The sequence below is a fragment of the Verrucomicrobiia bacterium genome (assembly GCA_019634625.1).
Lineage (GTDB): Bacteria > Verrucomicrobiota > Verrucomicrobiia > Limisphaerales > CAIMTB01 > CAIMTB01.
This window is the reverse complement of sequence record JAHCBA010000007.1, coordinates 77,430-102,726: the sequence shown is the minus strand read 5'-3', so window position 1 is coordinate 102,726 and position 25,297 is coordinate 77,430. Positions and strand designations below refer to the sequence as shown.

General features: G+C 65.1%; 14 protein-coding genes. 9 read left to right on the top strand and 5 right to left on the bottom strand.

The window, feature by feature from the left end; genetic code table 11:
- The first annotated feature begins 24 nt into the window (after nucleotides 1-24).
- Entirely contained in the window at nucleotides 25-1,572 is a 1,548-nt protein-coding gene (locus KF833_06175; GenBank protein ID MBX3744880.1) for a hypothetical protein, read from the top strand.
- An 11-nt stretch (nucleotides 1,573-1,583) separates the two neighbouring features.
- Nucleotides 1,584-3,029, top strand: a complete 1,446-nt coding sequence (locus tag KF833_06170; protein ID MBX3744879.1) for a sigma-54-dependent Fis family transcriptional regulator — start codon at nucleotides 1,584-1,586, stop codon at nucleotides 3,027-3,029.
- Nucleotides 3,030-3,048: 19 nt separating this feature from the next.
- Here KF833_06170 and KF833_06165 read toward each other — a convergent pair whose 3' ends face one another.
- The 5 genes from KF833_06165 to KF833_06145 form a co-directional block, all read right to left on the bottom strand.
- Complete coding sequence (locus KF833_06165; protein MBX3744878.1) at nucleotides 3,049-4,062, bottom strand: OmpA family protein; 1,014 nt, start codon at nucleotides 4,060-4,062, stop codon at nucleotides 3,049-3,051.
- A 156-nt stretch (nucleotides 4,063-4,218) separates the two neighbouring features.
- Nucleotides 4,219-5,130 carry an ROK family protein gene (locus KF833_06160; protein MBX3744877.1) on the bottom strand — a complete coding sequence of 304 codons (912 nt, stop codon included), beginning with the start codon at nucleotides 5,128-5,130 and terminating at the stop codon, nucleotides 4,219-4,221.
- Nucleotides 5,127-5,849, bottom strand: coding sequence for a 6-phosphogluconolactonase (locus KF833_06155; protein MBX3744876.1), 723 nt, complete (start codon nucleotides 5,847-5,849; stop codon nucleotides 5,127-5,129). Before KF833_06155 ends, KF833_06160 begins: the two co-directional genes overlap by 4 nt.
- Nucleotides 5,850-5,956: 107 nt before the next feature.
- Nucleotides 5,957-6,904, bottom strand: coding sequence for a homocysteine S-methyltransferase family protein (locus KF833_06150; GenBank protein MBX3744875.1), 948 nt, complete (start codon nucleotides 6,902-6,904; stop codon nucleotides 5,957-5,959).
- A gap of 6 nt (nucleotides 6,905-6,910) precedes the next feature.
- Entirely contained in the window at nucleotides 6,911-7,834 is a 924-nt protein-coding gene (locus KF833_06145; protein ID MBX3744874.1) for a DMT family transporter, read from the bottom strand.
- 184 nt (nucleotides 7,835-8,018) lie between these two features.
- Here KF833_06145 and KF833_06140 point away from each other — a divergent pair, with 184 nt between their 5' ends.
- The 7 genes from KF833_06140 to KF833_06110 all read left to right on the top strand — a co-directional run bounded on the left by KF833_06140 (nucleotide 8,019) and on the right by KF833_06110 (nucleotide 25,226).
- Complete coding sequence (locus KF833_06140) at nucleotides 8,019-9,062, top strand: peptidyl-prolyl cis-trans isomerase (GenBank protein ID MBX3744873.1); 1,044 nt, start codon at nucleotides 8,019-8,021, stop codon at nucleotides 9,060-9,062.
- Nucleotides 9,063-9,086: 24 nt separating this feature from the next.
- Nucleotides 9,087-10,847 (top strand): hypothetical protein, encoded by a 1,761-nt coding sequence (locus tag KF833_06135; GenBank protein MBX3744872.1) that lies wholly within the window; start codon nucleotides 9,087-9,089, stop codon nucleotides 10,845-10,847.
- Nucleotides 10,848-10,921: 74 nt separating this feature from the next.
- Nucleotides 10,922-11,452, top strand: coding sequence for a hypothetical protein (locus tag KF833_06130; GenBank protein ID MBX3744871.1), 531 nt, complete (start codon nucleotides 10,922-10,924; stop codon nucleotides 11,450-11,452).
- Between the two features lie 138 nt (nucleotides 11,453-11,590).
- Entirely contained in the window at nucleotides 11,591-21,973 is a 10,383-nt protein-coding gene (locus KF833_06125; protein MBX3744870.1) for a hypothetical protein, read from the top strand.
- Between the two features lie 267 nt (nucleotides 21,974-22,240).
- Nucleotides 22,241-22,933: a hypothetical protein gene (locus tag KF833_06120; GenBank protein MBX3744869.1), complete on the top strand. Its 693-nt coding sequence runs from the start codon at nucleotides 22,241-22,243 to the stop codon at nucleotides 22,931-22,933.
- Between the two features lie 161 nt (nucleotides 22,934-23,094).
- On the top strand, nucleotides 23,095-24,198 hold the full coding sequence (locus tag KF833_06115) for an alpha/beta fold hydrolase (GenBank protein MBX3744868.1): 1,104 nt from the start codon (nucleotides 23,095-23,097) through the stop codon (nucleotides 24,196-24,198).
- Between the two features lie 440 nt (nucleotides 24,199-24,638).
- Nucleotides 24,639-25,226, top strand: coding sequence for a sigma-70 family RNA polymerase sigma factor (locus KF833_06110; GenBank protein MBX3744867.1), 588 nt, complete (start codon nucleotides 24,639-24,641; stop codon nucleotides 25,224-25,226).
- Nucleotides 25,227-25,297: the final 71 nt, after the last annotated feature.

Sequence of the window (25,297 nt, the reverse complement as noted above, 5' to 3'; positions counted from 1 at the left end):
CTGCGCCGGGCCCCCGCATTCCCCGTGAGCGCGCACATCAGTCGGAGCACCCGGTGGGTGTACGGGGGGCTCACCCTCCTCTGGCTGCTGGTGGTGGGCTGGCAGGTGGTCGAGCACCGGAGGGTGCGGCAGGTGGCGCGGACCGAACTGATTCACCGGGCCAAGGACATTTCGACGACACTCGGTTTTGTCATCCATTCGCAGCGGCGGTTCGGGGGCCTGGTCTCGAAGGAACGCATCGAACTGGCCCTCAAGCCGCTCATCCGTCCCGGGGAACTCCACACCATCGCCCTTCTCAACGACGCCGAGGAAGTGGTCGCGTCCGCGGGGGAACCGATCGAGTTCGACCTCCGGGAACTGGTGCCCCGGGCGGAGTACTGGCGCCGGGATTTCGTCGCGTTGATGAACCTGGTGGACCTCGGGACGAATGTGACCAGCGAGGCCGAGTCGCGCTCGACCACCATCGTTCTGCCTCCCCGCAACGAACGGACCGGCCTTGGGCCGGAGCGTCCACCCGGTCCGCCGCCCGGAGGGCCCGAAGGATTCCGGTCGCGGGCTGCGGGCGGGGCCCGGGAGCGCGACGAGACGGATGAGGCCGGAGGCGAAGGGCACGAGGAGTGGAACCGGCCGAGGCCTCGCCGGGGGGATGGCCGGTTCCCGTTTGGGCGCCCGTTCTGGATGGGCGAGGAGGAGTACCGGACGCTGGTGCAGAAACAGGGGGTGCACAGTTTCGTGCTGGTGTTGTCCACCCATTCGATGCGGGCCGTCTGCACGCAGGACCTGTGGGCGCGCGGGGTGATCGCCGCGTTCGCCGCGGTGTCTGCGCTGGGGTTGGGTCTGGCGTGGCGGAACCTCGGCCATTCCTCCGAACTGGAGGTGCGCCTGGCGCGGGCCGCCGAGTTGAACACCCGCCTCAAGGAGATGAACCTCGCGGCGGCCGGCCTGGCGCACGAGACGCGCAATCCCCTCAACATCATCCGGGGGCTGGCCACGCTGATTTCGCGGCAGGTCGCCGGATCCCCCGAGATCGAGGCGAAGTCGCGCGACATCATTGCCAAGACGGACCGGGTGACCGCGCAGCTCAACGAGTTCATCAACTACTCGCGCCCGCGCGAAGTGCGCTGGAGCGCGGTGCCGCTGGGCAGCGTTGTCGCCGAGGTGGCCCGGGCGTTGGGCTCGGACCTCGAGGAGCGGGGGATGACCCTCGATGCCGCCCCGGACCTGCCGGCGGTGCAGGGTGACGAACCGCTGGTGCGGCAGGCGCTGTTCAACCTCTTCCTCAACGCCATTCAGGCGGGGGACCGCGGCGGGCGCATCGAGGTGGTGTCGCAACGCTCCGATTCGGGCGGGTTCCGGATCCAGATCCGTGACGACGGACCGGGTGTGCCGGAGGCGCTGCGGGAGGAGATCTTCCGGCCGTACTTCACCACCCATCCGGGCGGGACGGGCCTGGGTCTGGCGGTGGTCCAGCAGATCGTGTTGGCCCACGGCTGGGAGATTCGTTGCCTGCCCAACCGGCCGCGCGGCGCCGTGTTCGAATTGAGTCGCCTCCAGGCGGCACCCAAGGCCTGAATCGGAGTCCCATGCGCTCCGCCGCCCGCGACGCCCCGGTTTCCGCGGCCCGCCTCCTGATCGTGGACGACGATGCCGGACAGCGGGGTCTGCTGGAGGCGTTTCTGCGGAGCCAGGGATTCGAGACGGTGACGGCCCCATGCGGGGAGGAGGCCCTGGCCCTGCTCGCCGAGGGCGGCTTCGGGATGATGATCTCCGATGTGCGGATGCCGGGGATCTCCGGCCTGGAAACGCTGCGTCGGGCCCGCGAACGCCATGCGGTGCTCCCGGTCCTGCTGGTGACGGGGTACGCCGACATCCGGGAGGCGGTGGGCGCCATGCGGGATGGCGCGGTGAATTACCTCTCCAAACCGATCGACCTGGACGAATTGCTCGCGTCGGTGCGGCACGCGCTGGGCCTGGTCCAGGCCGGTCCCTCTCCCGCCGTTCCCGACCGTGCCCTGCCCCCGCATGTGGTGGCGCGAAGCCCCCTGATGCGGGCCCTGTTCCGGGATGCCGCGTTGATCGCCGGGTCCGACAGCCGGGTCCTGATGGCCGGCGAGAGCGGGGCCGGCAAGGAGGTGCTGGCCGACGTGATCCATCATTGGAGCCATCGCGCGGACGGCCCCCTGGTGAAGGTCAATTGCGCGGCCATTCCCGAGGCGCTTCTCGAAAGCGAGTTGTTCGGCCACGAACGTGGTGCCTTCACCGGGGCCACCAGCCAGCGGATCGGACGGTTCGAGCAGGCCACCGACGGGACCATCTTCCTGGACGAGATCGGCGACATGTCGCCGAACCTTCAGGCCAAGCTCCTGAGGGTGACCCAGGACGGCCGCTTCCAGCGGGTCGGTTCGAACCGGGAGATCGGCTCCAACGCGCGCATCCTGGCGGCCTCGAACCGGAACCTCGAGGAGGAGGTCCGCCAGGGACGGTTTCGCGAGGACCTGTTCTACCGCCTCAACGTGGTGGAACTGAGCGTCCCCCCTTTGCGCGAACGGCGGGAGGACATCCAGCCTCTCGCCAACCATTTTCTCGAGCAGTTCGCCCAAGGCCGGGCCCGCCTCTCTTCCGCGGTGACCGAAATCCTCGATCGCTACGCCTGGCCGGGCAATGTGCGGGAACTTCGCAACGCCATGGAACGGGCCGCGCTCCTCTCGCGCGGCGACGTCGTCCTGCCCGAACACCTGCCCAACCGCATCCGCGCGACGGCGACGGTCACGGCGGGGCCGCCGCCGGACCCCGGCGAGGTGATGCGTCTCGATGCCCTCGAACGGCAGACCATCCTTCAGGTCCTGCACGAGCAGGATTTCAACCGCACCGGGACGGCCCGTGTGCTCGGCATCAGCCGGCGGGCCCTGATCTACAAGCTTCAGCGCCTCCGGGAACTCGGTTGCAGGGTCGATGCCCCGGGCACCGGTTCCGGCACGCCCGGCCTCGAAAGAGGTTCCGACCCGGCCGCACAGCCTCCGGAATCCTGACCCCGGGGAGAAGGAGCGGCTAGTCGCGCCGTTGTCCGGGATCCTGCGGCGTACCCGGCACCGGCGTGTCCTCTTCCGGCGTGACCTCGACCGGCCCATCGAAGAGTCCGGGATCCCGGGGCGGAGGATCCGCAAGGGGCTGTGCCTCAGGCGGGGGCGAGACGGCGCCCGGAGCCGGCATCGGCGCGGGGGACTTGGCGGGAGTGGAGGGTGCGACGGGTTCGACGGAATCCCCATCATCGGGCAGACGCCCACTCGCCCCTGCGGGGGAATGGACCGGAACGTCTTCCGGGAATGCATCGGGGACGGCCGGTTCCCCGGGTTCCCCGGGTTCGTCTGGCACGACATCGGTGGGAACGAACAGATCGGGGAGCACCACCAGGGCGATGCGACGGTTTCGGGCGCGGCCTTCGGGGGTGGCATTGTCGGCGATCGGCTGATGTTCGCCGCACCCCACCGCCGAAAGCCGCCTGGGGTCCACTCCGGCCTTCTCCGTGAGGTACCGGACCGCCGCCAGGGCGCGGGCCATCGAGAGTTCCCAGTTGCTGGGGAAGCGCAACCGGATGGGAACATTGTCCGTGTGCCCGAACACCTGGACCGGACGGTTGGTGTACCGGGCAAGGACCTGGGCCACTTCGTCGAGGACCCTCATGCCCTCCGGCTTCAGGGTGGCGTCCCCGGAATCGAACAGGATGCGGTCGAGGATCGTGACCGTCAGGCGCCCCTGAAGATCGGAGACGGCCACATCGCGGGACTCGAGGACGGAGCGCAGTTCCGATTCGAGGCGCTTCTGGGAGCTGGCAGCCCGGGCCATCTGTTCGGCGAGCGCCTCCTCACGATCCCGCGTCATCTCCACTTCCTTCCACGCCTCCGCCAGTCTTGCAGCGTGGGCCTCGCCGTCGCGGCGCAGATCGGAGAGCTGGGTCCGGACGATCTCGAGTTGGCGATGTTTCTGCCAGGCGACGTAGCCGGTGGCACTCAGGACCGCCACCACCACCATGCCGAAAAACACGAACCACGCCTCGCGATTCATCGGCGCCAGCCTAGGGCTGGGACGCGACGGGAGCGATGCGGAATCGCACGCCGCTCCCGCGCCCGGCGCATCCCCGGGTTCTGCGTGAGAAGGCAGCGAATCGGAGGAACGACCGGAAGGGGGCGCCGGCAGCGCGAGCGTCGGGGTGCACCCGGTTCATGCGACCTGTCTCCAGGCCTTCGCTGCGGCGCCGAGCCAGCCGGCGTCGGCCCCGGTGGCGGCGCGGAGCATCGGCAGGCCGCGGTGGGTCTCCGACCAGATGTGCCGGCGGGTCGCGGCGATGAATTCGTCCCAGTACGCGCCCTCGCTCAAGCCCAGTCCGCCGCCCAGAACGACGGCCTCCGGGTCGAGAATGTTGACGAGCAGAGCGACCTGGGACTCGAGAGCGCGGCTTGCGGTCGTGACGATCCGGCGGGCTTCGGGATGGCCGGACATGGCCGCCGCCAGCACGTCCTGACCGCTCGTGGCCACGCCGCCAACGGCGTTGAAGCGGGCCACCAGCGCCGGGCCGGAGGCGATCTCCTCCAGCGTGCGCGTGTTCACGCCGCCACAGGTTTCGCACGGCACGCTCAAAGGACTGCTGCCCATCGTGCCGGTCGCACCCCGCGAGCCGGCATACGGCCGTCCGTCGAGCATGAGACAGCAACTGATGCCCGTGCCGACGGTGACATAGAGGAAATCCCGGAAGGTTTGTGCCGCACCGAACCACGCCTCGGCCTGCGCGGCGGCGCGGACATCGGCTTCCAGCACCGTCGGGGCGATCGCCGCGAGTTCCTCGCGCACGGGCTGGTCCAGCCACCGGATACAGTTCGCACTGGCCAGCCGGCCTTCGCGGTCCACCAGTTCGCACACGCCGAGACCGATCGCCTGGATCGTCTGCCCGCGTGCCACGGCCTCCCCGGCCAGTTCCCGCGCGAGCCGCAGCACCTCGTCGAGCACCGCGCGTCCGCCCCGTTCCGCGCGCGTCGGAATCGTGCGCCGCCCGTACAGCGAACCCTCCGGAAACGCCGCCAGCCCGGCGGCGATCTTCGTCCCGCCCACATCGATGCCCACGGCAAGGAAGCTCATGGTCCGGCTTCCGTTCGACTCGCGGCGGCGGCATCGAGGAAGACCTGTGTGTCGCCATGGCCCTGGAGCCACGACGCCGGGCAGGACGCATCGCGTGGGCCGTGCCGCATGGACGCCACAGCGGCGGCCTTGTGCGGGCCATAGGCCATGATCAGCACCCGTCGTGCGGCGAGGATCGTCTTCATTCCCACCGTCGCCCCGCGCGAGGGCGCGTAGTCCCCGTTGAACCACTGCCGGTTCGCCTCGACGGAGATGGCATCGAGATCGAGCACGCGCGCGACGGAATCCTCCGCGCTGCCCGGCTCGTTGAAGCCGAGATGCCCGTTCTGGCCGAGACCGAGAACGATGACATCGAGGCCGCCCATCTCCCCGATGCGCCGCTCGTGGGCCCGGATGCAGGCCAGCGCCTCCGCCTCCAGCGAACTCACCATGAATCCGTTCGCGGCCGGCACCCCCCACGGCCCGACGGCGGTGCGGCGGATGAGATTGGCACAGTTGCGGGGTTCATCCCGCGGCACACCCACGTACTCGTCGAGGGCGAAGACATTCAGATGGGCGAGCGCCAGCCGGCGCGCAGCGACAAGCCGGTACAGTTCGAGCGGCGTGTTCCCTGCGGCGAGCATCACGTTGCGGGTTCCCGGCGCGACCAGCCATCCCGCCAGCGTTTCGGCAGCGGCGGCGTTGGCCTGTTCGGCCGTCTGAAAGACCAGGACATTCATGGTTCAACCCAGGGTGATATGGACAAAGGCATGTTGGCGGGGGAACGGGTGTTCATCGTCGTCACGGAGTTCTCCATGGCGCCCTGCCCGGGGCATCGCATCGGATCCTACGCGGCCTGACTCACGCCCGCTGCCAGCGCCCGGATGTAGGCCGCGTTGCAGCCGCAGCATCCGCCCGCGTACGCCACGCCCTCGGCGCGCGCCCATTTCCCGAACTCCACAAACGCACCGCGCGGGACCTGGATCGTCTCCAGGTCGTCGGGGAACGCCGGCAGGCGCGTGAAGCTGTGGCATGCCTCCGTGGTGTGGAACGCCGCCGGCTGCGCGGCCAGCGGCACCGTCGCCGCCGCGCGCATCTCCCGCAGCAACGGCAGCATCCGTTGCGGGTCCTGTTCGCAATTCGCGCCCACGGCAATGGCCCCGAGATCCGCCATCGCCCGCGCGCATTCGGCAGGCGTCCTGTCGTCACTGCACCGGGTGATGAGGGGACGGAAGCTCATGGTCGCCACGGCGGGCAGGCCGGCATCCGCCGCACATCGCAGCGCGACCTCCATCTCCGCGAGGTGGAAGAAGGTCTCGAGGATCAGGAAGTCCACGCCCGCATCCTTGAGCAGCCGGATCTGCTCGGCGAGATGGTCGCGCGACTTGTCCAGTGAGGTCATGCCCTCCCGTTCCGTGAGCTGGGTGCGGGAGACGCTGCCTGCCACCAGCGCCCGGTCGCCCGCGACCTCCTTCGCCAGCTTCACGGCGGCGACATTGATCCTTTCCGTGTCCGCCCCGTAACCGGCGCGGTTCAATTTTTCACGCGTGCCGAAGAAGGTCAGGGCCTGAAGCACGTTCGAGCCGGCCTTGAGGAATTCACGGTGCAGTTCGCGGAGCGCGTCCGGGTTCTCGATGGCCACCTCGGGCGTGAACTGCCCGCTGCCGCGTCCGGTGCCGACCTTCTCACGGCCCGAGCCGCTGTCCACGTGGCCGCGTCGTTCGAGTTCGATGAGATAACCGCCGTCGCCGATGACGACACCCGTGCGCAGAAGCTCAGTGATGGATTGGGGCATGGAGATTCATGAGGTTGAGACGGCCATCCCGGAGGTTCGGCCGGCGGTCTCCCACGAGAGCGCGGCCACGGAGACCAGCGCGGCGGCGATCGCCACGGCCTCGCGCGGGCCGATGCTCTCCTGAAACCAGAGCACGGCCACGGGCACGCTGATGATGGGATAGAGATTGCTCATCGGCGCGATCACCGAGGCCTGACCGCCGCGCGCGTAGGCAGCCAGCACGGCGAAGTTCCCAAACGCGATGAAGAATCCGAGCGCCGCCGCCAGACCCCAGGCACGCGGAGGAATCGCCTCCGGCCACGGCGCCCGCAACGCAAAGAAGATCCCGACCGGCACGAACGCGCCAAGATAAACCAGCGCCGCCGTCTCACCGGGGAGATGGTTGGTGGCCACCTTCTGGAGGAAACCCGATGCGCCCCAAAGCAGGATCGGCGGCAGCGCGAACAGGACCGTGCTCGACAGCAGCCCACGCTCGTGCTGCACGTTGAACAGCCAGATGGCGACGAACGACATCGCGAGGCCGGCGAGCTGGACACGGTTCATGCGCTCGCGCAGAAGCAGCACCGCGAGCAGCACCGTGACCAGCGGCGAGATCGCCGTGAGCGACGCGACCGCCGCGACCTTCTCGCCGCGCGCCAGGGCCGCGTAGAACGCGATGTTCCCCAGGCAGGTGATGACGCCGCCGAGGAAGGCAAGCGCCAGGCCCCTGGATGACGCACCTCGCAGCCTGCCCCGGCTGCGCCACGCGAGCGCAGGCAGAATCGGCAGCAGACCGAGCGTCGAGAGCGCCTGGCTCTGTTCCGCCGTGAGCGCGTCGCCAAGCGCCTTGGACAGCACCGCCCACAGCCCCCAGGAGAGCAGCGCGGTGGTCGTCCAGATGAACCAGGCGGGCACGGCGGCGAGGATGAAGAGCCCGCCCGCGCCGGGCAATGCCTTCGATGGCCCAAGGAAACCCCACCGTTCGCCAGCGGGACAGGCGCCTGCAGGTCAGGCCTTGGGTTATTGACCCTGGATGGGAGGCTCGGCTCCCGGATGCGAATCGCCTGTCGTGTAACGTTTGGTTCCTTTCCATGTAAGTAGGGCCGGTAACGATTCCCATGGAGTCAGACCCGGCATGAAGACACCGCGCACAGCGATCGCCCGCCCCGAACCCAGTTTCTCCCGGCCTCCGGCACCGCGCACAACGGCGCTCTCCCGGATTGCCCCCCTCCTGCTTCTCCCCTTCCTGGCCTCCTGCGGACCCTATACAACCTCGAAGACCACGGCAGTCGCCAGCGAGGGCGTTGCGTTGAGTCAGGGGGCGATCGCGGTTGTCGGGAGTCAGGCGATCTCACCCGACACACTCCTGGGCGCGTGGATCCAACGCAATCAGGGGACGGTCGCACCGGCAGACAAGGCCGCCGTGCTGGATGACCTGATCAGGCGTGAACTTCTCCATGCGGAGGCCCGGAGGACGGCATTCGACGAGCGCCCGGACATCCTTGCCGCCTGGCGTGACTTCGTCATCAATCGCTTTGCCGAGGAACGGGAGCGTACAGGTGGGGCCCTTCCTCCACCCACCGAGGCGGAAATCGAGGATCACTATGAGCGTCACCTGAGTCACTACTCATCTCCAGAACGCATCCGGGCCGCCCTGATCCTCATCCGGCAGTCCCCGCTTGCCGATGAGGAGAGGAAGGAGGCCCTGGTGGCACGACTGGCAGCGTTGCGGGATCAGGCTGTCCAACAGGCGGATTCCGCTCCGGATTTCGGCGAACTGGCCCGGGCACACTCGGAGCATCGGGCGACACGACATCTGGGAGGAGACGTCGGATGGATGACTCATGACACGGCAGCCGGCGCCTGGCCCGACGAGGTGGTTACCGCCCTCTTTGCGCTTCGCCGGCAGGGCGAAATCAGCCCGGCAATCAGGACCTCAGAAGGGCTCTTCCTTCTCAAACTCATCGCCCGCCAGCCCAGCGAGCCTCTTCCCCTGGCCGACGTTCGGGAGCGCATCAGCCAGCAACTCAGCCGGACTCGGGCCCTTGAGGCGGAAGCGGCGTTCTACGAGGGTCTCAAGCGAGCCCACCCGGTCCGCATCGATACCAACCTGCTGGCAGAACTCTGCCAGGCACCGCCCCGGGTCGCCATCCGCCCGCCGCATCTGCCGCTCCGCTGATCGATCCACCCGCACTCCCCCTCCATGATCCCACTGAAATCTCCAAGGCACGAAGAGTCCGAAGGCCAGGCACCGGAAGCCGTTCCGCCCTTCCTTCCTTCGTATCTCTGCGTTGCAGCCGTCCTTCTTGCAGTCGCCATGCAGGCGCCCGCGCAATCGCTTACCCAGACCTTCAACCTGCAGCCCGGCTGGAATGCCATCTGGCTTGAAGTGGATCCGCCCGACCGCACGCCCGCCGTCGTGCTTGGGGACTTGAATTTCGTCAGCTTGTGGACCTGGTCCGAACGCGTCAGCGCAACGGACTTCATCCAGAATCCCAGCTCCAGCGGATGGAACAGGGCACAGTGGCTTGCGGCCTTTCCCGCGCAAAGCCCCGAAGCCATGCTCGGCAACCTCCATGCGATACTGCCCCGGCGCGCCTATCTCGTTAAGATCGCGGGCACCAACGCCGTGGACTGGCATGTCACGGGCACTCCATCCCTTCAGACCACCGAATGGCTGCCGGGCCGCTTCCACCTGCGCGGCCTGCCGGTGGATCCGGGGGCGCCACCCACCTTTCTTGGCTTCTTCAGACCTTCCCCAGCCCATTACGACACACGACAGGCAACCCTGGAGCCCGCCTATCGCCTGAAACCCTCGGGCGAATGGGTCGAAATCGACCCCAATGCCCCGGTGCGTCGCGGAGAGGCCTACTGGATTCGCGCCCGGGCACCCTCGAACTACCAGGGTCCATTCAGCCTCGAACACACCAGCGGACCGGGACTCGAATTCGGCGATGCCGCGCCGCGTGGCCGTCTGACCGTGCGAAACCACAGCGTCCTGTCCCAGGTCATCCGGTTCGAGTCGGCCACGGACCTCGAATCGCCCCTGGCGCTGGACCATGGATCCCTCGCGACCCCCCGGTTCACCGGCTTCCAGACGCACGAGGAGGGTGTCGCTCCGGGCGGGGTGAAGCACCTGAGGCTGCTGGTGGACGCGGTGCCAGGCAGCTTCAGCACCCACACCAACATCTACCGTGCCAGCGACGGCCAGGGCACGATGTACTACCTTCCCGTTCGCATCGCGGCATCGCAACAAGCCGGGTCAGGATCGACCGGCGGTCTCACCAACGGATCCTTGAACACCGGCCTGTGGATGGGATCGGTCGTGATCACCAACGTGGCCCAGGCGCATGCCACCAACGCGACGGCCGCGGGAACGGTCTCCGCGGGATTCCCCATGCGCGTGCTGATTCACGTGGATGACCACGGGCAGGCCAGTCTTCTGCGTGAGGCGGCCCTGCTCTACGGTCGCACCACCCCGGACGGGCAGTCGAACCCGGCTCCGTTCTCCTTGTTGGTGACACAACCGGCGCGCCTGGCCAGGGTCCTCGCTGCCAATCCTGCTTCGGGCCGGATCACCGGCCGGCGTGTATCCACCTCCCACTTCGACTTCGACACCCGATCCGGCCAGTACGAGCTGCCGCTGACTGGCATCTTCGCGATCGGCAATCAATTGACGGGTACGATCGATCTGACGCCCGACCTGCCCGGAAATCCATTCCTTCACCGATATCATCCCGATCATGGGACCAACCGTGCCTACCCGGTGAGCAGGGATTTCACCTTCCGGTTTGAAGCAGCCGAGATTCGCACGGGGAACCGTACACTTCCCGCCATTGCGGGCACCTACTCCGAAACCATCATGGGCCTTCACAAACTGCCGCTGATGACTTCGGGGTCGCTGTACCTGCAACGCATCTCGGAGGTGGGCACCCTGAACGCCGAGGCGCCGTCAGCCTTCTAGGCACCCCGGCCATCCACCAGGAGACTCCTTGCATGAAACTGATCTCTCGTTTCCTCCCATTCCGGCCCGTCGCGATGTGGCTTCTGCTGGCGTGCGGGCCCTGGGGCCTTCCCGTGCCGGCTGCCAGCGTTTATCCCAATCCGTCGTCCCCGGACCCCTATCGTCCGGCGAATCTCCGTCTCTACGGATCCGCGCAGTTCGTTGATGTCAGCGCGGACGGGATCGCCTACCACTACCTCTATCCCGGCCATGAAAATCAACCCGGCATGGTGTTGATCGACCTCCCGGGTTCCGGCAGGACTGCGCCGGATGCCTTCACCGTCGAATTTGTTCTGGCAAAGCGGACGGTGATCCTCGATCGGGCTTTCAGCTTCAACTTTGGAAACATCGGCGCTTCCGATCTTGCCAGTGGATCTGGGGGCGCCGGCAACGGGCTCACCATCTCATTCGTCGGTGAAATCGAGAAAGACATAGTACAGACCCATATCCAGGCCAAGTGGGGAGGAGCGTTGCTTGGCAGCGCCGTCCTGAGGATCCTGCCTGTCGCCTGGACCATCTCTTATGAGCACGGCCATCTAAACATCACCTTTCTGGATCCGGAGTGAGAACCAGTTAAGTGGCTCAATAATTGGCAGGTTGATCCCCCGCCCGATCCAGCCTGGCGCTTCGCATGGATCTCGGACACGGAAGTGCCCGTGCATTATCGCGCAGCGAGTGGACCTCCGCCGTCTCCGACACCCGGAATGCGGATCTCCGCCTTCGGAGCCCCCCGGCTCGTCGGAACGTTGACGAATCGCACAAGCTTTCAGGATCACGAGGACAGCTTCAGCTTTCAGTTCGCATCGCTTGATCCCGTCATATCCCAATCCCATCTCTATATCACCACGTCCAACCCCTCCGTCATCTCGACCAACGACATCTCCATTGTGGAGTCTCCAGGGACCGCTTACGGGGAGCCTTACGACGCAGACCTGGTCCTGATACCTCGTCGCGGTGTCACTGGGTCCTCCACCGTCACCCTCATGGCGGATCAGGGAGGCGGCTGGCCGCCTGTGAGTCTCGGCAGCTACCTGCACACGATTCAGAAGAACATTCCACCCACCATCTCCGCACTGGGTTCGGTCGTCCAGCCTCAGGGCGCCACCTGTGTCGTTCCCTTCTCGGTGGGCAGCGACCACTGGCCGCTGAAATCCCTGTTCCTGAACATTGAGCTCGACCATTCGAACTGGGACCTCCTTCCGCAGGTATTCATGCAGGGATTGGGGCGCAATCGCACTCTTGTCTTCACCCCGGCGCTGCACCGGACCGGGGAAGCCGAGTTCATCGTGACCGTCACCGACGGTTCCGGAGACGAGGCCACCAGTTCACTGAAGGTGACCGTCGTCCCGAATCAGGTTCCCCCCGCCGTTCTTGGATCCGGCTTTGCACTGGACCTGAATCGAAACAACTCCGAAGTGCAGAACATCGAGGTCCCGCAGTACGCGGTGGACCGGAACTTCAACCCCGATCAGGGAGATCGCTTCACCCTCGAAGCATGGGTCAATCCTGCCTCGGTCGGCAGCCGGACCATCCTGTCCAGAGGAGCCGGGCCAAACGACAGCTCGGAGTTCATTCTGGGGTTGATCGCCCAGTCGGGCGCGATGCGCCTCGGGTTCATGGCTGCCGGAGATTGGGACTACTCGACCTCGGAGATACCCACCAACCGCTGGACACACGTCGCGGTGACCTATGACGGCGCGGTGAAAACCTTCCATATCAACGGCGTCCAGGACAGCTCGGCGAGTCGAGCGGGGCCCCTCTTCCAGTCGCCGGACAACCTGTTGTTCATTGGAATTCAGGGTGCCGACTGTCAGTGCAATCCGTTCGTCGGATCGTTGGATGAGGTGCGTGTCTGGAACGTCGTCCGCTCACCCAGCCAGATCCAGGCATCCATGCAGGCGCCCCTGGACCCGGCCAGCACCGGCCTGCTGCGGTATTACCGGTTCGACGAGGGATTCGTTCACTTCGACTGGGGGAATGACTCCTTGCAGGGCGGGGCACCATCGCCAGGCGGTCAGGTGCGGGACTCGAGCCAATCCAACCGGGGCGCCGGGACCGTCAATTTCCCCGGCTTCATTCCCGGCGTGCCCGACGGGATCGTGGTGCCTGCTGTGCAGGCCGAGCCTTTGACCCTCGGACTGGGCGCCGCGGCACAAGGCACCAATGTCTGGGGAACCGCCGGCCTGGCCAGGGAAATCTATTTTGGTTCGAACAGCATCTCGCTCGCCTCGGGCATCGTGAGCTGGCCCTACTATCCAACGAGGCCGGACATCGTCCTGCCGGCAGGCAAAGGCCTGGAGGTGCCGCCCGGCGGCCCGGTGCTCTACGGAGAGCGATTCAGGGGCTATCTCCTGCCCCCTGTATCAGGCACGTACACCCTGGCGATTGCCAGCTCCAATGAGGGTCAACTGTGGCTGGGCGACAATGAAAGTCCCGACAGCAAACGGCTGGTCGCCCGCTCTCCCGAGGCAGGCGTCGCCTTCCGCCAGTTCAATCGGGACCCATCGCTGCAGAGCGCCAGTGTCAACCTGACCGCCGGACAACGCTACTATCTCGAAGTGCTTCATCAGGCGGGTGATGGCAAGGATGCCAGCCCGCACTTGTCGGTGCAATGGACGCTCCCCGATGGAACGATCGAAAGCCCACTGCCTCCGTATCGCACCCAACCCTTGGGTGGCGCCCCTTCGGAGGGCGCGTTCACGTTTGTCGATGTTCGCCCGCCTGGGTTCGGAACACTGACCGGTGCACAGGCCGACGGAACCTATTTGGGTGCCACCAACTTCTTCGGACAGGATGAATTCGCCTACATGGTGTTGTCCGGCGGAAAGGCCTCCCCCCCGTCGCGTGTCGTGCTCGATGTGAAGAATCGCAACGATCGTCCGGTGGCGGGTTCCCTCAACGCATTGAGGTTCGACGGTGCCTCGGGGACGCTGCAGACGGGCTCCGCCCTGAACCTGACCGACGGTTCCTTCACGATCGAGTTGTGGGCACGACAGCTCAATGGGACACAAGGCTGGGCGGAGACGCTGTGGTGTCACGGAACTCTGGATTTCAATCACTTTGCAACGCTGGGCTGGCAGTCGGATGGACGCCTGCGTCTCTCGATCGGCAACACCAACCTGGTCAGTCCTGTTGCGGTTGCTGACAGCCAATGGCATCACTACGCAACGGTTTACGACGCAGGAGCGAAACAGGTCGAAATCTATCGGGACGGCATCCTGCTTGTGTCCTCGGCCTTTACGGAAGGCTATCACGGAAATGGGCCGCTCGTGGTGGGGAGCTTTCCCGGACACCCGCCCAGCCAGTACTTTGCAGGCGATATCGACGAGATCCGGGTGTGGCGCAGCGCCCGGGATCGCCTGGACATTCTCTCGACCATGACGACTCCGTTGGGAGCCGCCGAGGAACCCGGCCTGTACGCCTACTATCGCCTGGATGAGGGCAATGGCCTTCGCGCCGGGGACTCGAGTGCCCCCAAGTCAGGCGTCGCCCTGGATGCAACCCTGCTTGGGGAGTTTTCATGGATCCAGGGAGCGCCTGGATTCCTTCAGGTCACCCTTCCGCGGAACAGTCCCGGGCATCGCTTCTTTCTTTCGGGATATGATTTTGGCGGGGCGCCGCTGACGTACCGGGTGACGCGCCAGCCGGCTCATGCGAAGGTCACCCTTGATCCCCTGAATCCAGGCGAGGCGGTCATTGTCCCGAACCGAAACTTCTACGGCCAGGACGAGCTTCGATACACCGTGACCAGCGAGCGGGGGACATCGCCCGAAGTCACGCTGCAACTGGAGGTGGCGTTCATCAACATCCCGCCCGTGCTTGGACGGATCCGCGACCAGGAGATGGAGGAGGAGGATCCCCCGTTGGTCGTGCCATTCCTGGCGATCGACGAGGACGATGCCAACGGTGACGGCCTTATCTTCACCGCGACCTCATCGAACCAGCAACTGCTTCCGCCCGAAAGGATGGTATTTGGCGGTTCCGGTACCAACCGGAACCTCACGCTCGACCCGGTGGAGGGGGAGGTGGGCACGGCGATCGTCGAGATCGAGGTGAGTGACGGCGTGGATCGCACCCGGACGCACTTCGAGTTGCTCGTCAATCCACGCCTGGCGTTCGCTGTGATCGATGTCGGGCACCTCACCGCAAACCCCTTCAGCGTTGCCACAGCCCTCAACCGTCAGGGCCAGGTGGCGGGATACTCCGCCCGCGACGCCTCGGGGACCAACGCGCGCCCGTTCTTCTATACGGGCCTGGACGAGCTGTCGCGAGTCCTTGAGCCGGCGAATCCCGGGGGCGGTCCGGCCCGCGCTTTGGGACTCAATGGTCTGGGACGAATGGTTGGGGAGGCCGTCACATCCTTGAGCGAGACCCACGCGTTCCAGGCGGACCCGCTGGGCAGCACCCAGCTCATGGATCTTGGGACGATCGAAGGGAGCGACTTCAGTGCCGCCACCGCGATCAACGATCGCGGCCTGATCGTCGGGTACTCCAGGCTTCAGGACGGCACTTACCGGGCATTTCAGGCGGGTACGACGCCGATCCGTGCGATCGAGATGCCTGCTTCCTTGAGCAGCATGTGGGCCACCGCCGTCAATGTCGCCGGTCAGATTGTCGGCCACGGCACCACAACCGGCTCCGGAGCAACCAATGCGTTCCTCACCCTCAACGACGTCACCACGGTTCTCGATCTGCCCCCGGGCGCCGAGCACGTGATGGCCACCTGGATCAACGATCAAGGCGTGATCGTGGGTCACGCCATTTTTCCAACCGCTCCCCGATCGAGGATTGTGACCTTCGACGGGAGCCGGTGGAACATCCTGGACGACATGATGGGTGGGGGGGAGGCCCAGGCCACCGGGATCAATCGTTTCGGTCAGATCATCGGGCGCGCCCTCACGACCAACGGCACCTGGCGCGCCTTTCTCTACTCGGATGGACGCGCCAACGATCTCAACGAGCTGATTCCGTTCGCGTCCGGTTGGGAGCTCACGACCGCCAACGCAATCAACGACCAGCTCCAGATCGTCGGCGCCGGAGTCACCAACGGTGCGACTCGTGCCATTCTGCTCTTCCCTGCCAGCGAGATTGGCCGGCGTGTCTTCCGTCCTGCGGGCACCCTTGGCATGATCCCTCAGATCCGGGTTCTCCAGGGAGAGGGGGATGACAACGCGGCCAACTCCTTCTTCTGGAGCTCGTACGAGCGAAAGTTGTTCGCCATCCGACCCGTCGTCGCCACCCTGGACTGGCGCACTGGAATCTATGCTCCGGTCACGAACGAGACCCAGTTCGGCGACAGTGTCATCCGCCAGGTCTATACCAATGAGGTCCTTGTCAGTACGCTCTCGATCAACACCTGGCCACGGGATCCCGAGATTCACGTTGCCAACACACCGGTTCAGCTTCAGCCGGACCATCCTTCCTTCAGGCACGGTCTCGTGGACCTGCTCTATTCGACCTCCGATGGTGCGCAGGTGGACCGCAATTCGAGGGTGTTCGACGCTCCGCAGGAGGGCTACAGCGTGGTTCATTACCTGCGCACGGAGGGCCGCCCCCTCAACGCCAGCCGGCAGCCCAACCACTTCACCGTCGTCCAGACGATTCCCTGGAATCATCCGGCACACCTGGTCTCCAACGTGACCTGGACCGTTGCCACGCCCCTGACCAACGCGCTTCACAATGACTATCCGGGTCTCAACGGATATGTCTATTTCCCCAATGCGGACTATGACGCGGTTGGCGACGATGCCGCGTACAGCCGGACGAACCGGAGCGGCGCGATCCTTCCTGTGAATGCCAGTCCAGGGCGCGATCCGCTGGTGGTCGTGTGGTATCAGCAGGACAGGATCGGCACGGCATGGTCGAGGCATCCCGTCCGATACCAGCTTCAATGGCCCACCAACGCCGGGACGATTGTCATCGCCAGCGGGCTCGGAACCGGCGCGCTGGATCCGGCGCGGTATCCGAACCTGCGCATCTACAACCAGCCCGATTCGAACCTGCCGGGCTTCAACCCGAACGAGGAGCACGCGCTGATCTCGAACGGACGGGTCTATGCCCTCCGCGACGACCTGAATGCGCGACTTCATGAAAAGGCCTCCGAGCCGTTCGTCCTGCTCAAGTTCCAGGATGCCGCAACCCATGAATGGCGAATGAAACCCTACAAGGTCGTGGCAGAGCAGGATCCCTGGTCATTCCAGTACTCCGCCCAGGTGGGACAGGAGATTCAACCGCCTGCGCCGATATCGGTTCTTCCACTCATGACTGCCAGGAACCATACCGTCTCGGGCCCTTCCTGGCGCGATTACCACGGGAGGATCTATGCCAGGGCGGGTGCTCCGGACGGTGGCGACACCGACATTGTGGTCCGCTATTTCTATCCCCTGCAGCCCGGATTCTTCTACGATCTCAACGGGGATGGAAAACCCGACGCGGAGGTGGGTGCTCCAGTCGCCTGGCTGGATGAACGCCCGGGCGGGGTGACCGGCGAGCCGATCGATGTCACGTACAAGGTGGCCTGGCCAGAGAATGTGCCCGCCCTTCAGGTGGGCCAGACCCTCACCACGGCGCGATCCGGGCTTCCGGACATTCTGGATATGGCGGACGCCCAGGTGATCTTCGACTCGCTAAACGACAAGGGCGCCAATCCCCAGGGCGCGGCGGCACGGCTCTTCGATCCGCTCACGCCACGCACGGTGCCCGTCGAGGAGTCCTTTCAGTTCCCCACCCAGGTCCGGCGGGAGATGGATGCGGCCACCGGCAATGAGATCTTCCCGGACCTGCCCTTCCAGCTTCGGGTTCGACTGTTCCATGATCCCTTGAATCGTCTGCTGGGATTCCGTGGTTTCAACTACGTCCCGGCGGATGGGGGAACGCCGCTGACGCTCCTCAATGTGATGAGCCAGCGGGAACGCGAAACGATTCTGGCCCTCAACACGGAGAGTGGCGGCCAGGCGTTCGAGGAGCTGATCGAGGCCCTGTATCGTAAGACTCGAAATCCGAACGACCTCGACGTGGACAAGAACGGAAGGCCCGATGACAGCCTGCTTATCGGGGTGACCACGCAGGTCATCACCAATGGCAACACCGTCGTGACCAGTTTCGTCGGGGAATCCTTTGGAGGCGGACCCAAGGGACTCACCGCCGGGCAGCCATTGCCAACGAACACCAACGGCAGCCCGCGCTATGTGGTGATTGCCGAAAACAATGACCCCAGGCTTCCCGGACTACCGGTCAGTCTGCACGTGATCCGAGTGGTCGAGGACCTGTTCGACGGCTCGCTGGCCTTCATTCAACCCGACAACGTCCTCGACGAACGCATCTCATTGCGGCACACCGCGGACTTCGCGGGGGCTCCGGAAAGCTTTGTCTTCCAGTGGTTCTACCAGCTGGACGCCCAGGGACTGGACGGGACCGTTCTCCCGGAGACCGATGTCCAGGGGAGGGTGACCGACCCGCGCGGATGGGAGCCCTATGCTGTCGAACCCGAGGCGGGCACGGGGGCGAATGACATCACGCTTGGAACCGGGACAGAGTCCGCCGTCGTGACCCTGTCCGATACCTGGTGGATCTCCCGGTTTGGAGTGCCCGGAACGAATGGAACGATACAGTGGAGTGGCTGGATCGGGGATCCGTCGGCGGCTTCGGCTCCCCGCGCGATGTTTGTGCCGGGGTGGATCAAGCGCGTCCTGAGCGGGATCAATCTTTTCAGCCAGCGCACCTCGGACTTTGACAATCATGCAGTGAATACCCTTGCCAGCGCCCTGGCCGAGGCCGGCCCTCGATATGAAGGGGACGTCGCCCTCAATCCCGACAAGTTGGACGAGTTCGGTTTGATCCAGATCTACGAGACCATCCTGCGACGTGGCGCTGCCATGAGCATCAACGGATCGCCGCCGTTGGATATCGAAGCCGCCAACGGGGCCCTGCTGCTCGCTGCGGGGCGCATCGCCGATCTGTACCTGCTTCTGGGGAACGAGGCCTTTGCCGACGCCGCGGATCCTACGATAGGACTCACCACGGATTCGGAGTCCTTGGGGAGCCTGGCGTCATCGATCTTCGCTTTTGAAGACCAGCTCGATTCCCTGCTTGAGGAAGAGCTGGCCCTCCTCCGGGGCCGGGATGACCGTGCGGCGGGCGTGGGCGGGGCACCCGTTTACAATCGTCTCTTCTGGAACTTCACCGGGAGCGACGGAGAAGTCGCCTACTCGCAGACCTACGGCATCCTGGATTGGAATCGGGATGGGTTCATCAATGCCCTGGATGCCAGGAGGCTCTACCCTCAAGGCCACGGGGATGCCTGGGGTCATTATCTCACAGCGCTGACCACGTATTACGATCTGCTGCGCAACCCCAATTATACCTGGATCCCCCGGCCAGAGAGGACCCTGATCGCCGGGGTGACCATCGAGGTGAACTACGAGGACGAACGCCGGTTTGCGCGCGCCGCGGCCGCCCGGGCCCGCACCGGGGCGGAGATCGTCGAGCGCACCCGCCGTTCAGACTTTTCTCCGGACCCCAACCTGAGTCTGCAAGGGTACGACGACACGGACCCCCGACGCGCCTGGGGCATGAGCGAGTGGGCGCGCCGCGCGGGAACCGGCGCCTGGTTCGATTGGGTGACCGGCAACGCGATCCTTCCTCCGGTCGATTCGACCCATGCCGGCATCGAAAGGATCGACCGGCTCTCCGTACCCGAGCTGTCGCAGATCGTGGCCGAGGCCATCGTCATCCAGAATGAACTCGACCAGGCCGATGCGGGTTTGAATCCCCTCGGGGTCGCCTCCGGAACCGTTCCCTTCGACATCGATCCGGACCTGCTCCAGACGGGCCTTTCCAGAACCACCCATTTCGAGCAGATCTACAATCGGGCGGTCGGGGCCCTTCGCAACGCCGTCACCACCTTCGATCGGGCCAGCCGGCTCAGCAACACCCTGCGTCGCCAGCAGGATTCGGCCGAGGCATTCTCCGTATCGGTCCTGCAACAGGAAACGGACTTCCGTAATCGCCTGATCGAGATCTTCGGGTATCCCTACGTGGGCGATACCGGAGCAGGAGCATCCTACCCCGCCGGCTACGATGGGCCGGACCTGCACCACTGGATGTACGTGGACACCCTCGACGTCACCCCGGAAAACAACCCGAGAAGTGAGGAGTTCACCGACCTCTGGAAGGGCTTCAGGAATGCGATTCACGACTGGGGTGCGGAATTTTCAAGAGCCACCTTCAACGCCCTGAGTCCCGTGTACACAAATCAGAGCATCGAAGTCGAGTATCCGGTTGCGGCTTCCGATTATGGGTTCGTGGCGCCCGCTTCCTGGGGGAAACGAAGGGCCGAGGGCCGGCTGCAGACCGCGCTTCGGAAGATGGTCGGTGCCCAGGCCGAACTGAGACAAGCAACCACCCTGTATGCCAATCATGTCACCGAGATTGAAGAACAGTTGGAACTGCTCGATGCCCGCTTTGGGTTGCGGGCCGATCAGATCCGATTGCTCGACGCGAAGGAGGGCGTTCTCACGACGTTCAACGCCCTGATCCTCTCCGCGAAGTCGGTCAAGATCGTCAGCGAAGGTGTGACCGAGGACATCCGCGAGGTTACCGGTGCCCTCATAGAGTCCATCCCCGATGTCGTCGGACTGGCCAGCGATGTCTTTTTTGCGGTCATGGCTTCTCTCTACTTTACCGGCCACTTCAGCAGCTCCGTTTCCGAGAAAGTCGCCGAAGCCGCCGAACTCTCGGAGGCAGCGTTGGATTTCTCCAAGGAGGTGGCCGAGGTGGCCATCGAACGGGAGATGGAATCGAACGAGCAGGATTTCGAGGTGAACGAGCGCGCCAAGGAACTCGAGGGGCTGGTCCGTGGAGAGGCGGCCTTGCGGCTGGACATCTTCCGGGCCAGCCAGGCCCTGCTGCAAGCGGCCCGCGATCTCGAGGCTGCCCTGGCCGAAGGAAACCGGCTGCTTCAGCGGCGTCGCGTCTTCCGAAGTACGGCCGCAGGCGAGATTCAGAAGAACCGGTATCGCGACCTGGCATTCCGCATCTTCCGGAACGACGCGCTCCAGAAGTACGACGCCCAGTTCGAGCTGGCTTCGCGGTATGTCCATCTGACCGCCGCCTCCTACGATTACGAACTCAACCTGGATGGCGAGAGATCCGCACGGTCGTTCCTTTCCGAGATTGTCCGGGAACGCAACCTCGGCGAAATGATCGACGGCGAGCCCGTCGCCGGTCGCGTGGGACTCGCCAGCATCATGAGCCGCATGCGGCAGAACTTCGATGTCCTCAAGGGACAGCTGGGTCTGAACAATCACCGTGACGAGCGTGCCCGGTTCTCGCTCCGGACGGAGGCGCTGCGAATCCTTCCGGGAGGCACCAACGACGCCGCGAATCTCAACTGGCGCACCGCGCTTCAGCAGGCTCGAGTCACCAACCTGTGGGAGGTTGCCGAATTTCGCCGTTACTGCCGGCCCTTTGCGCCGGAGGGCAACGGACCGCAGCCCGGCATTGTGCTGCGGTTCAGCACCGTCGTCACCGCAGGCCAGAACTTCTTCGGGCGGCCGCTGGGGCCGTTGGACTCGAGCTACGACGCCTCCGAGTATTCGACGCGCATCCGGTCGGTGGGCTTGTGGTTCAGCGACTACAATGCCGCCGGGCTCAGTTACACCCCGAGGGTGTATCTGGTGCCGGTGGGTGCGGATGTGCTTCGCTCCCCCAACGCGGGGGATTTCTCGTTGCGCCCGTGGCAGGTTGTTGAACAGCGCATCCCGGTTCCGTTTCCGATCGGGACAACCGAGTTGAACAATCCGGGCTGGATCCCCGAGCTGCACTCATTGGATGGCACCTTTTCCGATTTCCGGCGGCATTCGGCGTTCAGGGCCTATCACGATGCGGCCTTCGACAGCCGGGAATTCGCCGAGAGCACCCGGCTGGTGGGCCGGTCCGTCTGGAACTCGCAGTGGGTGCTGATCATTCCGGGGCTCTATCTCCTCGGCGACACGCCCGAAGCGGCCAGCGAAGGTCTGGACAGGTTCATCGATTCGGTCTCTGACATCAGGCTCTTCTTTCAAACCTACAGTTATGGCGGAAACTGAGAATCAACCGACACGTCGAGGTGCCTCAAGCCTATGAATTCCGAACCTTGCCAGGGCCCTGCATTTCATGGGCGGAGGGTGCGTTCCGCCGGGCCGTCCAGCCACGTGGCGCATTTGCAGGGGGGTCGGGAAGGGGGTCAGCGCGCCGGCATGGGCTGGAGATCGCTGACTGCTGCGATCCTTCTGATCTCCGGAGTGGGTGTTCACGGGGGAATTCCGCTCCCGGACCACGTTCTGTACGGCACCATTGCCTTGAATGGTCGCGCCGTGACCCGGATGGATACGGACGTGCGGATCGAGGCCCGGCGCAGTGTCCATGGCCCGGTGCTGGCCTCGTACCGGATGGGTTCATCCTCCGGGATGGGCGAATTCCACTATCAACTGCGGATCCCCATGGGCGACCGCCAGGCTGCTGCGACTCCCGACACCGCTCAACCTGGCGACGTCGTGGTGATCCTCGTCCGGAATGCCGCCGGGCTGCAGCATCAGGTTTCCCACCAGATCGTCGAGCCCGGCGCCGCGCTCCGTTTCGATTTCGGTGCCAGCCTCGACACGGACGGCGATGGAGTTCCCGATGGCTGGGAGCTTGCCCAGCTGGGTGGGGTCAAGGGGAGCCTGGAAGGGGACACGGACGGGGATGGTGTTTCCGATCTTCAGGAGTATGTCGCGGGCACCCGTCCGACGGATGCAGCCGATGTTTTTCGCCTTGCAACGATGATCGAGGGCGGACTCGCGCACATCAGCTTCCGGGCCCTGTCGGCGCAGGGCAGCGGGTATGAAGGACGACGACGATGGTACGCGCTGGAGAGTTCGACGGCGATGGAACCGGATCGTTGGCAGGCGGTCGAGAATCACAGCCGGATTCCGGGGATGGATCAGATTGTCGTTTACAGCCGCGGGCTGAACGGCACGGATTCCGCTGCGTTCTTCCGGGCGCGGGTGTGGCTGGAGGGACCGTAGGCACAGGGTTGGGACCGGCATACGAGGATTGATGGGTGGTTCATCGGCGGCATTTCTGGAGTTTTATGTTATCGGCAGACTCATTCTTTGCTCACCAGGCATCGCGGACGCTGGCCCACGTGCAATTTGGAGGGGCGGACTTTGGAGAAGTCACGACGACCATGGCCCGTGTGTTGCCCGGCGACGCAGGTTCGTGGCAACGGGAATGGACGGTGACCGCGGACCGGATTGCGGCCATCGGGGATGCGTGCGCGGCGCGTGGACATGCCGTGAGTGCGAGGGAAGCCTGGTTGCGGGCCTCGAACTACTACCGGACCTCGTACCTCATGCATTACGGGGCACCGACGGCACCTGAGGTGTTGCACGGCTTCGAACGCGAGTCGGAGACCTTTCGGGGCTTTGCGGAGCGCGCCGATTCCCTCCTCGAACCGGTGGAGATTCCGTACGAGGGCACGACGCTTCCCGGCTACTTCTGCCGGGCGCCGGGTGCGTCAAGGCCGGCAAGAACGCTGATTGCAACGAATGGCTACGACTCGACGATTCATGAGATGTACTTTGCCTTCGCCATCGCAGCGAACCGACGGGGTTGTCATTGTCTGCTTTTCGATGGACCGGGGCAGGGACGGGTCCTGATCCGGCAGGGTCTCCGGATGCGGCCGGACTGGGAGAACGTGATACGGCCGGTGGTGGATTTCGCCATGACGCGCCCCGAGATCGACCCGAACCGGATTGCGCTCGCGGGCTGGAGCTTTGGTGGGTATCTCGCGCTCCGCGGCGCGGGCGGGGAGCCGCGCCTGGCAGCCTGTGCGGCGGACCCGGGTCTTATGAGCCTGCTGGCACCGCTTCGGAAGATTTGCCCGGACCTGCCGGGTGAAGTCCTGGCGAAGCCCTCCGAGGCCGATCCGGCCCAACTGGCACCGCTGGTGGCGCTGATCGAGTCCACGGCCGAGCTGCGATGGAGCATCCTGCAGCGCGGATTCTGGGTCCACGGGGTCCGTTCGGTGGCCGAATTCCTTGGCGTTGCGGGGCAGTACACGAACGAGGGGATCCTGCGGTCGATTCGTTGTCCGGTGTTTGTAGCGTGGCAGGAGAGTGATCCTTTGGCGGCGACGGCGCCCGAGGTTTATGAGGCGCTCCGGGCGCCCGGGACGCTGGTGCGGTTCCTCGCGTCCGAGGGCGCCGGCGGCCACTGCGCGATGACAGGGCGATCCCTGTTGCACCAGCGAATGTTCGACTGGCTCGACGATGTGCTGGGGACCCACTGACCATGCACGAACTCCCTCCCTCCATCACCGGGTCCGTGTGTGTGCCCCCGGCGGCATGGGCCCGTGCCTCCTGGATTTGTGGGGAGATGAGCGAACATCGCGAAGCGTCGCTTCGGAGGGCCGGGTTCCACGAGGCCGCAGGGGAGTGGTGCAATGGAATGAGGACTCGCGGAGCTCGTCCCTCCGATTCGCATCCTCACCGCCGCTTGGGGATGCACCGGGCATGGATCCACGCAGAAGTTTCCCCTTGTCGGCGGAGAGATGCGAGATCTATACCAAGCGGGTCGTCGATGGCGGAATCGAACGCGGGCAGACCTCAAGGACTCTTCCGGACCACGCACTGGAGCGTTGTTCTGGCCGCGAGCGACTTGAATTCGCCGGATGCGCATCAGGCTCTTACGCGTCTCTGTCAGACCTACTGGTATCCATTGTATTGCTGTGTGCGGCGCCACGGGCGCTCGCCGGAGGATTCGCAGGACCTGACCCAGGCATTCTTCGCGAAGCTCCTGGCCAGGAATCAGATTGCGCTTGGGGACCGCGAGAGGGGCCGTTTCCGCACATTTCTGCTGCATTCCTTCGAGAACTTTCTGCACAACGAGCATGCGCGGGCCACGAGGCAGAAGCGTGGCGGTGGACGGGAGTTCATCTCCTGGGATCCGCAAAGCGCCGAGGAGCAGTACGCCAGGGATCCGTTTCCGGAGATGTCGCCGCAGCGGATCTTCGAGCGACGCTGGGCGTCAACGCTTCTCTCGGAGACGCTGGGGCGGGTGCGGAGGGAGTTTCATTCGAACAGCCGGGAGGAATTGTTTGATCTGTTGGAACCCCATTTGTGGGGAGACGACACGGGCACGCCCTATGCGCAGATCGCCGCTCAACTCAACATGACGGTCGTGGCCATCCGGGTGACGATGCACCGGTTGCAAGCGCGGTACCGCGACCTGCTGCGGGAGGAGATCGCCCAGACCATCGGACCGGATGAGGACGTCGATAGCGAACTGAGATATCTGCGGCGCATTCTCACGACGTGAGGCCGTGATCCTGCCGGCACTTGACGGCAGGAACCAACAGCGTGACACCTCGTTCGTCAGACTCGAGTCTT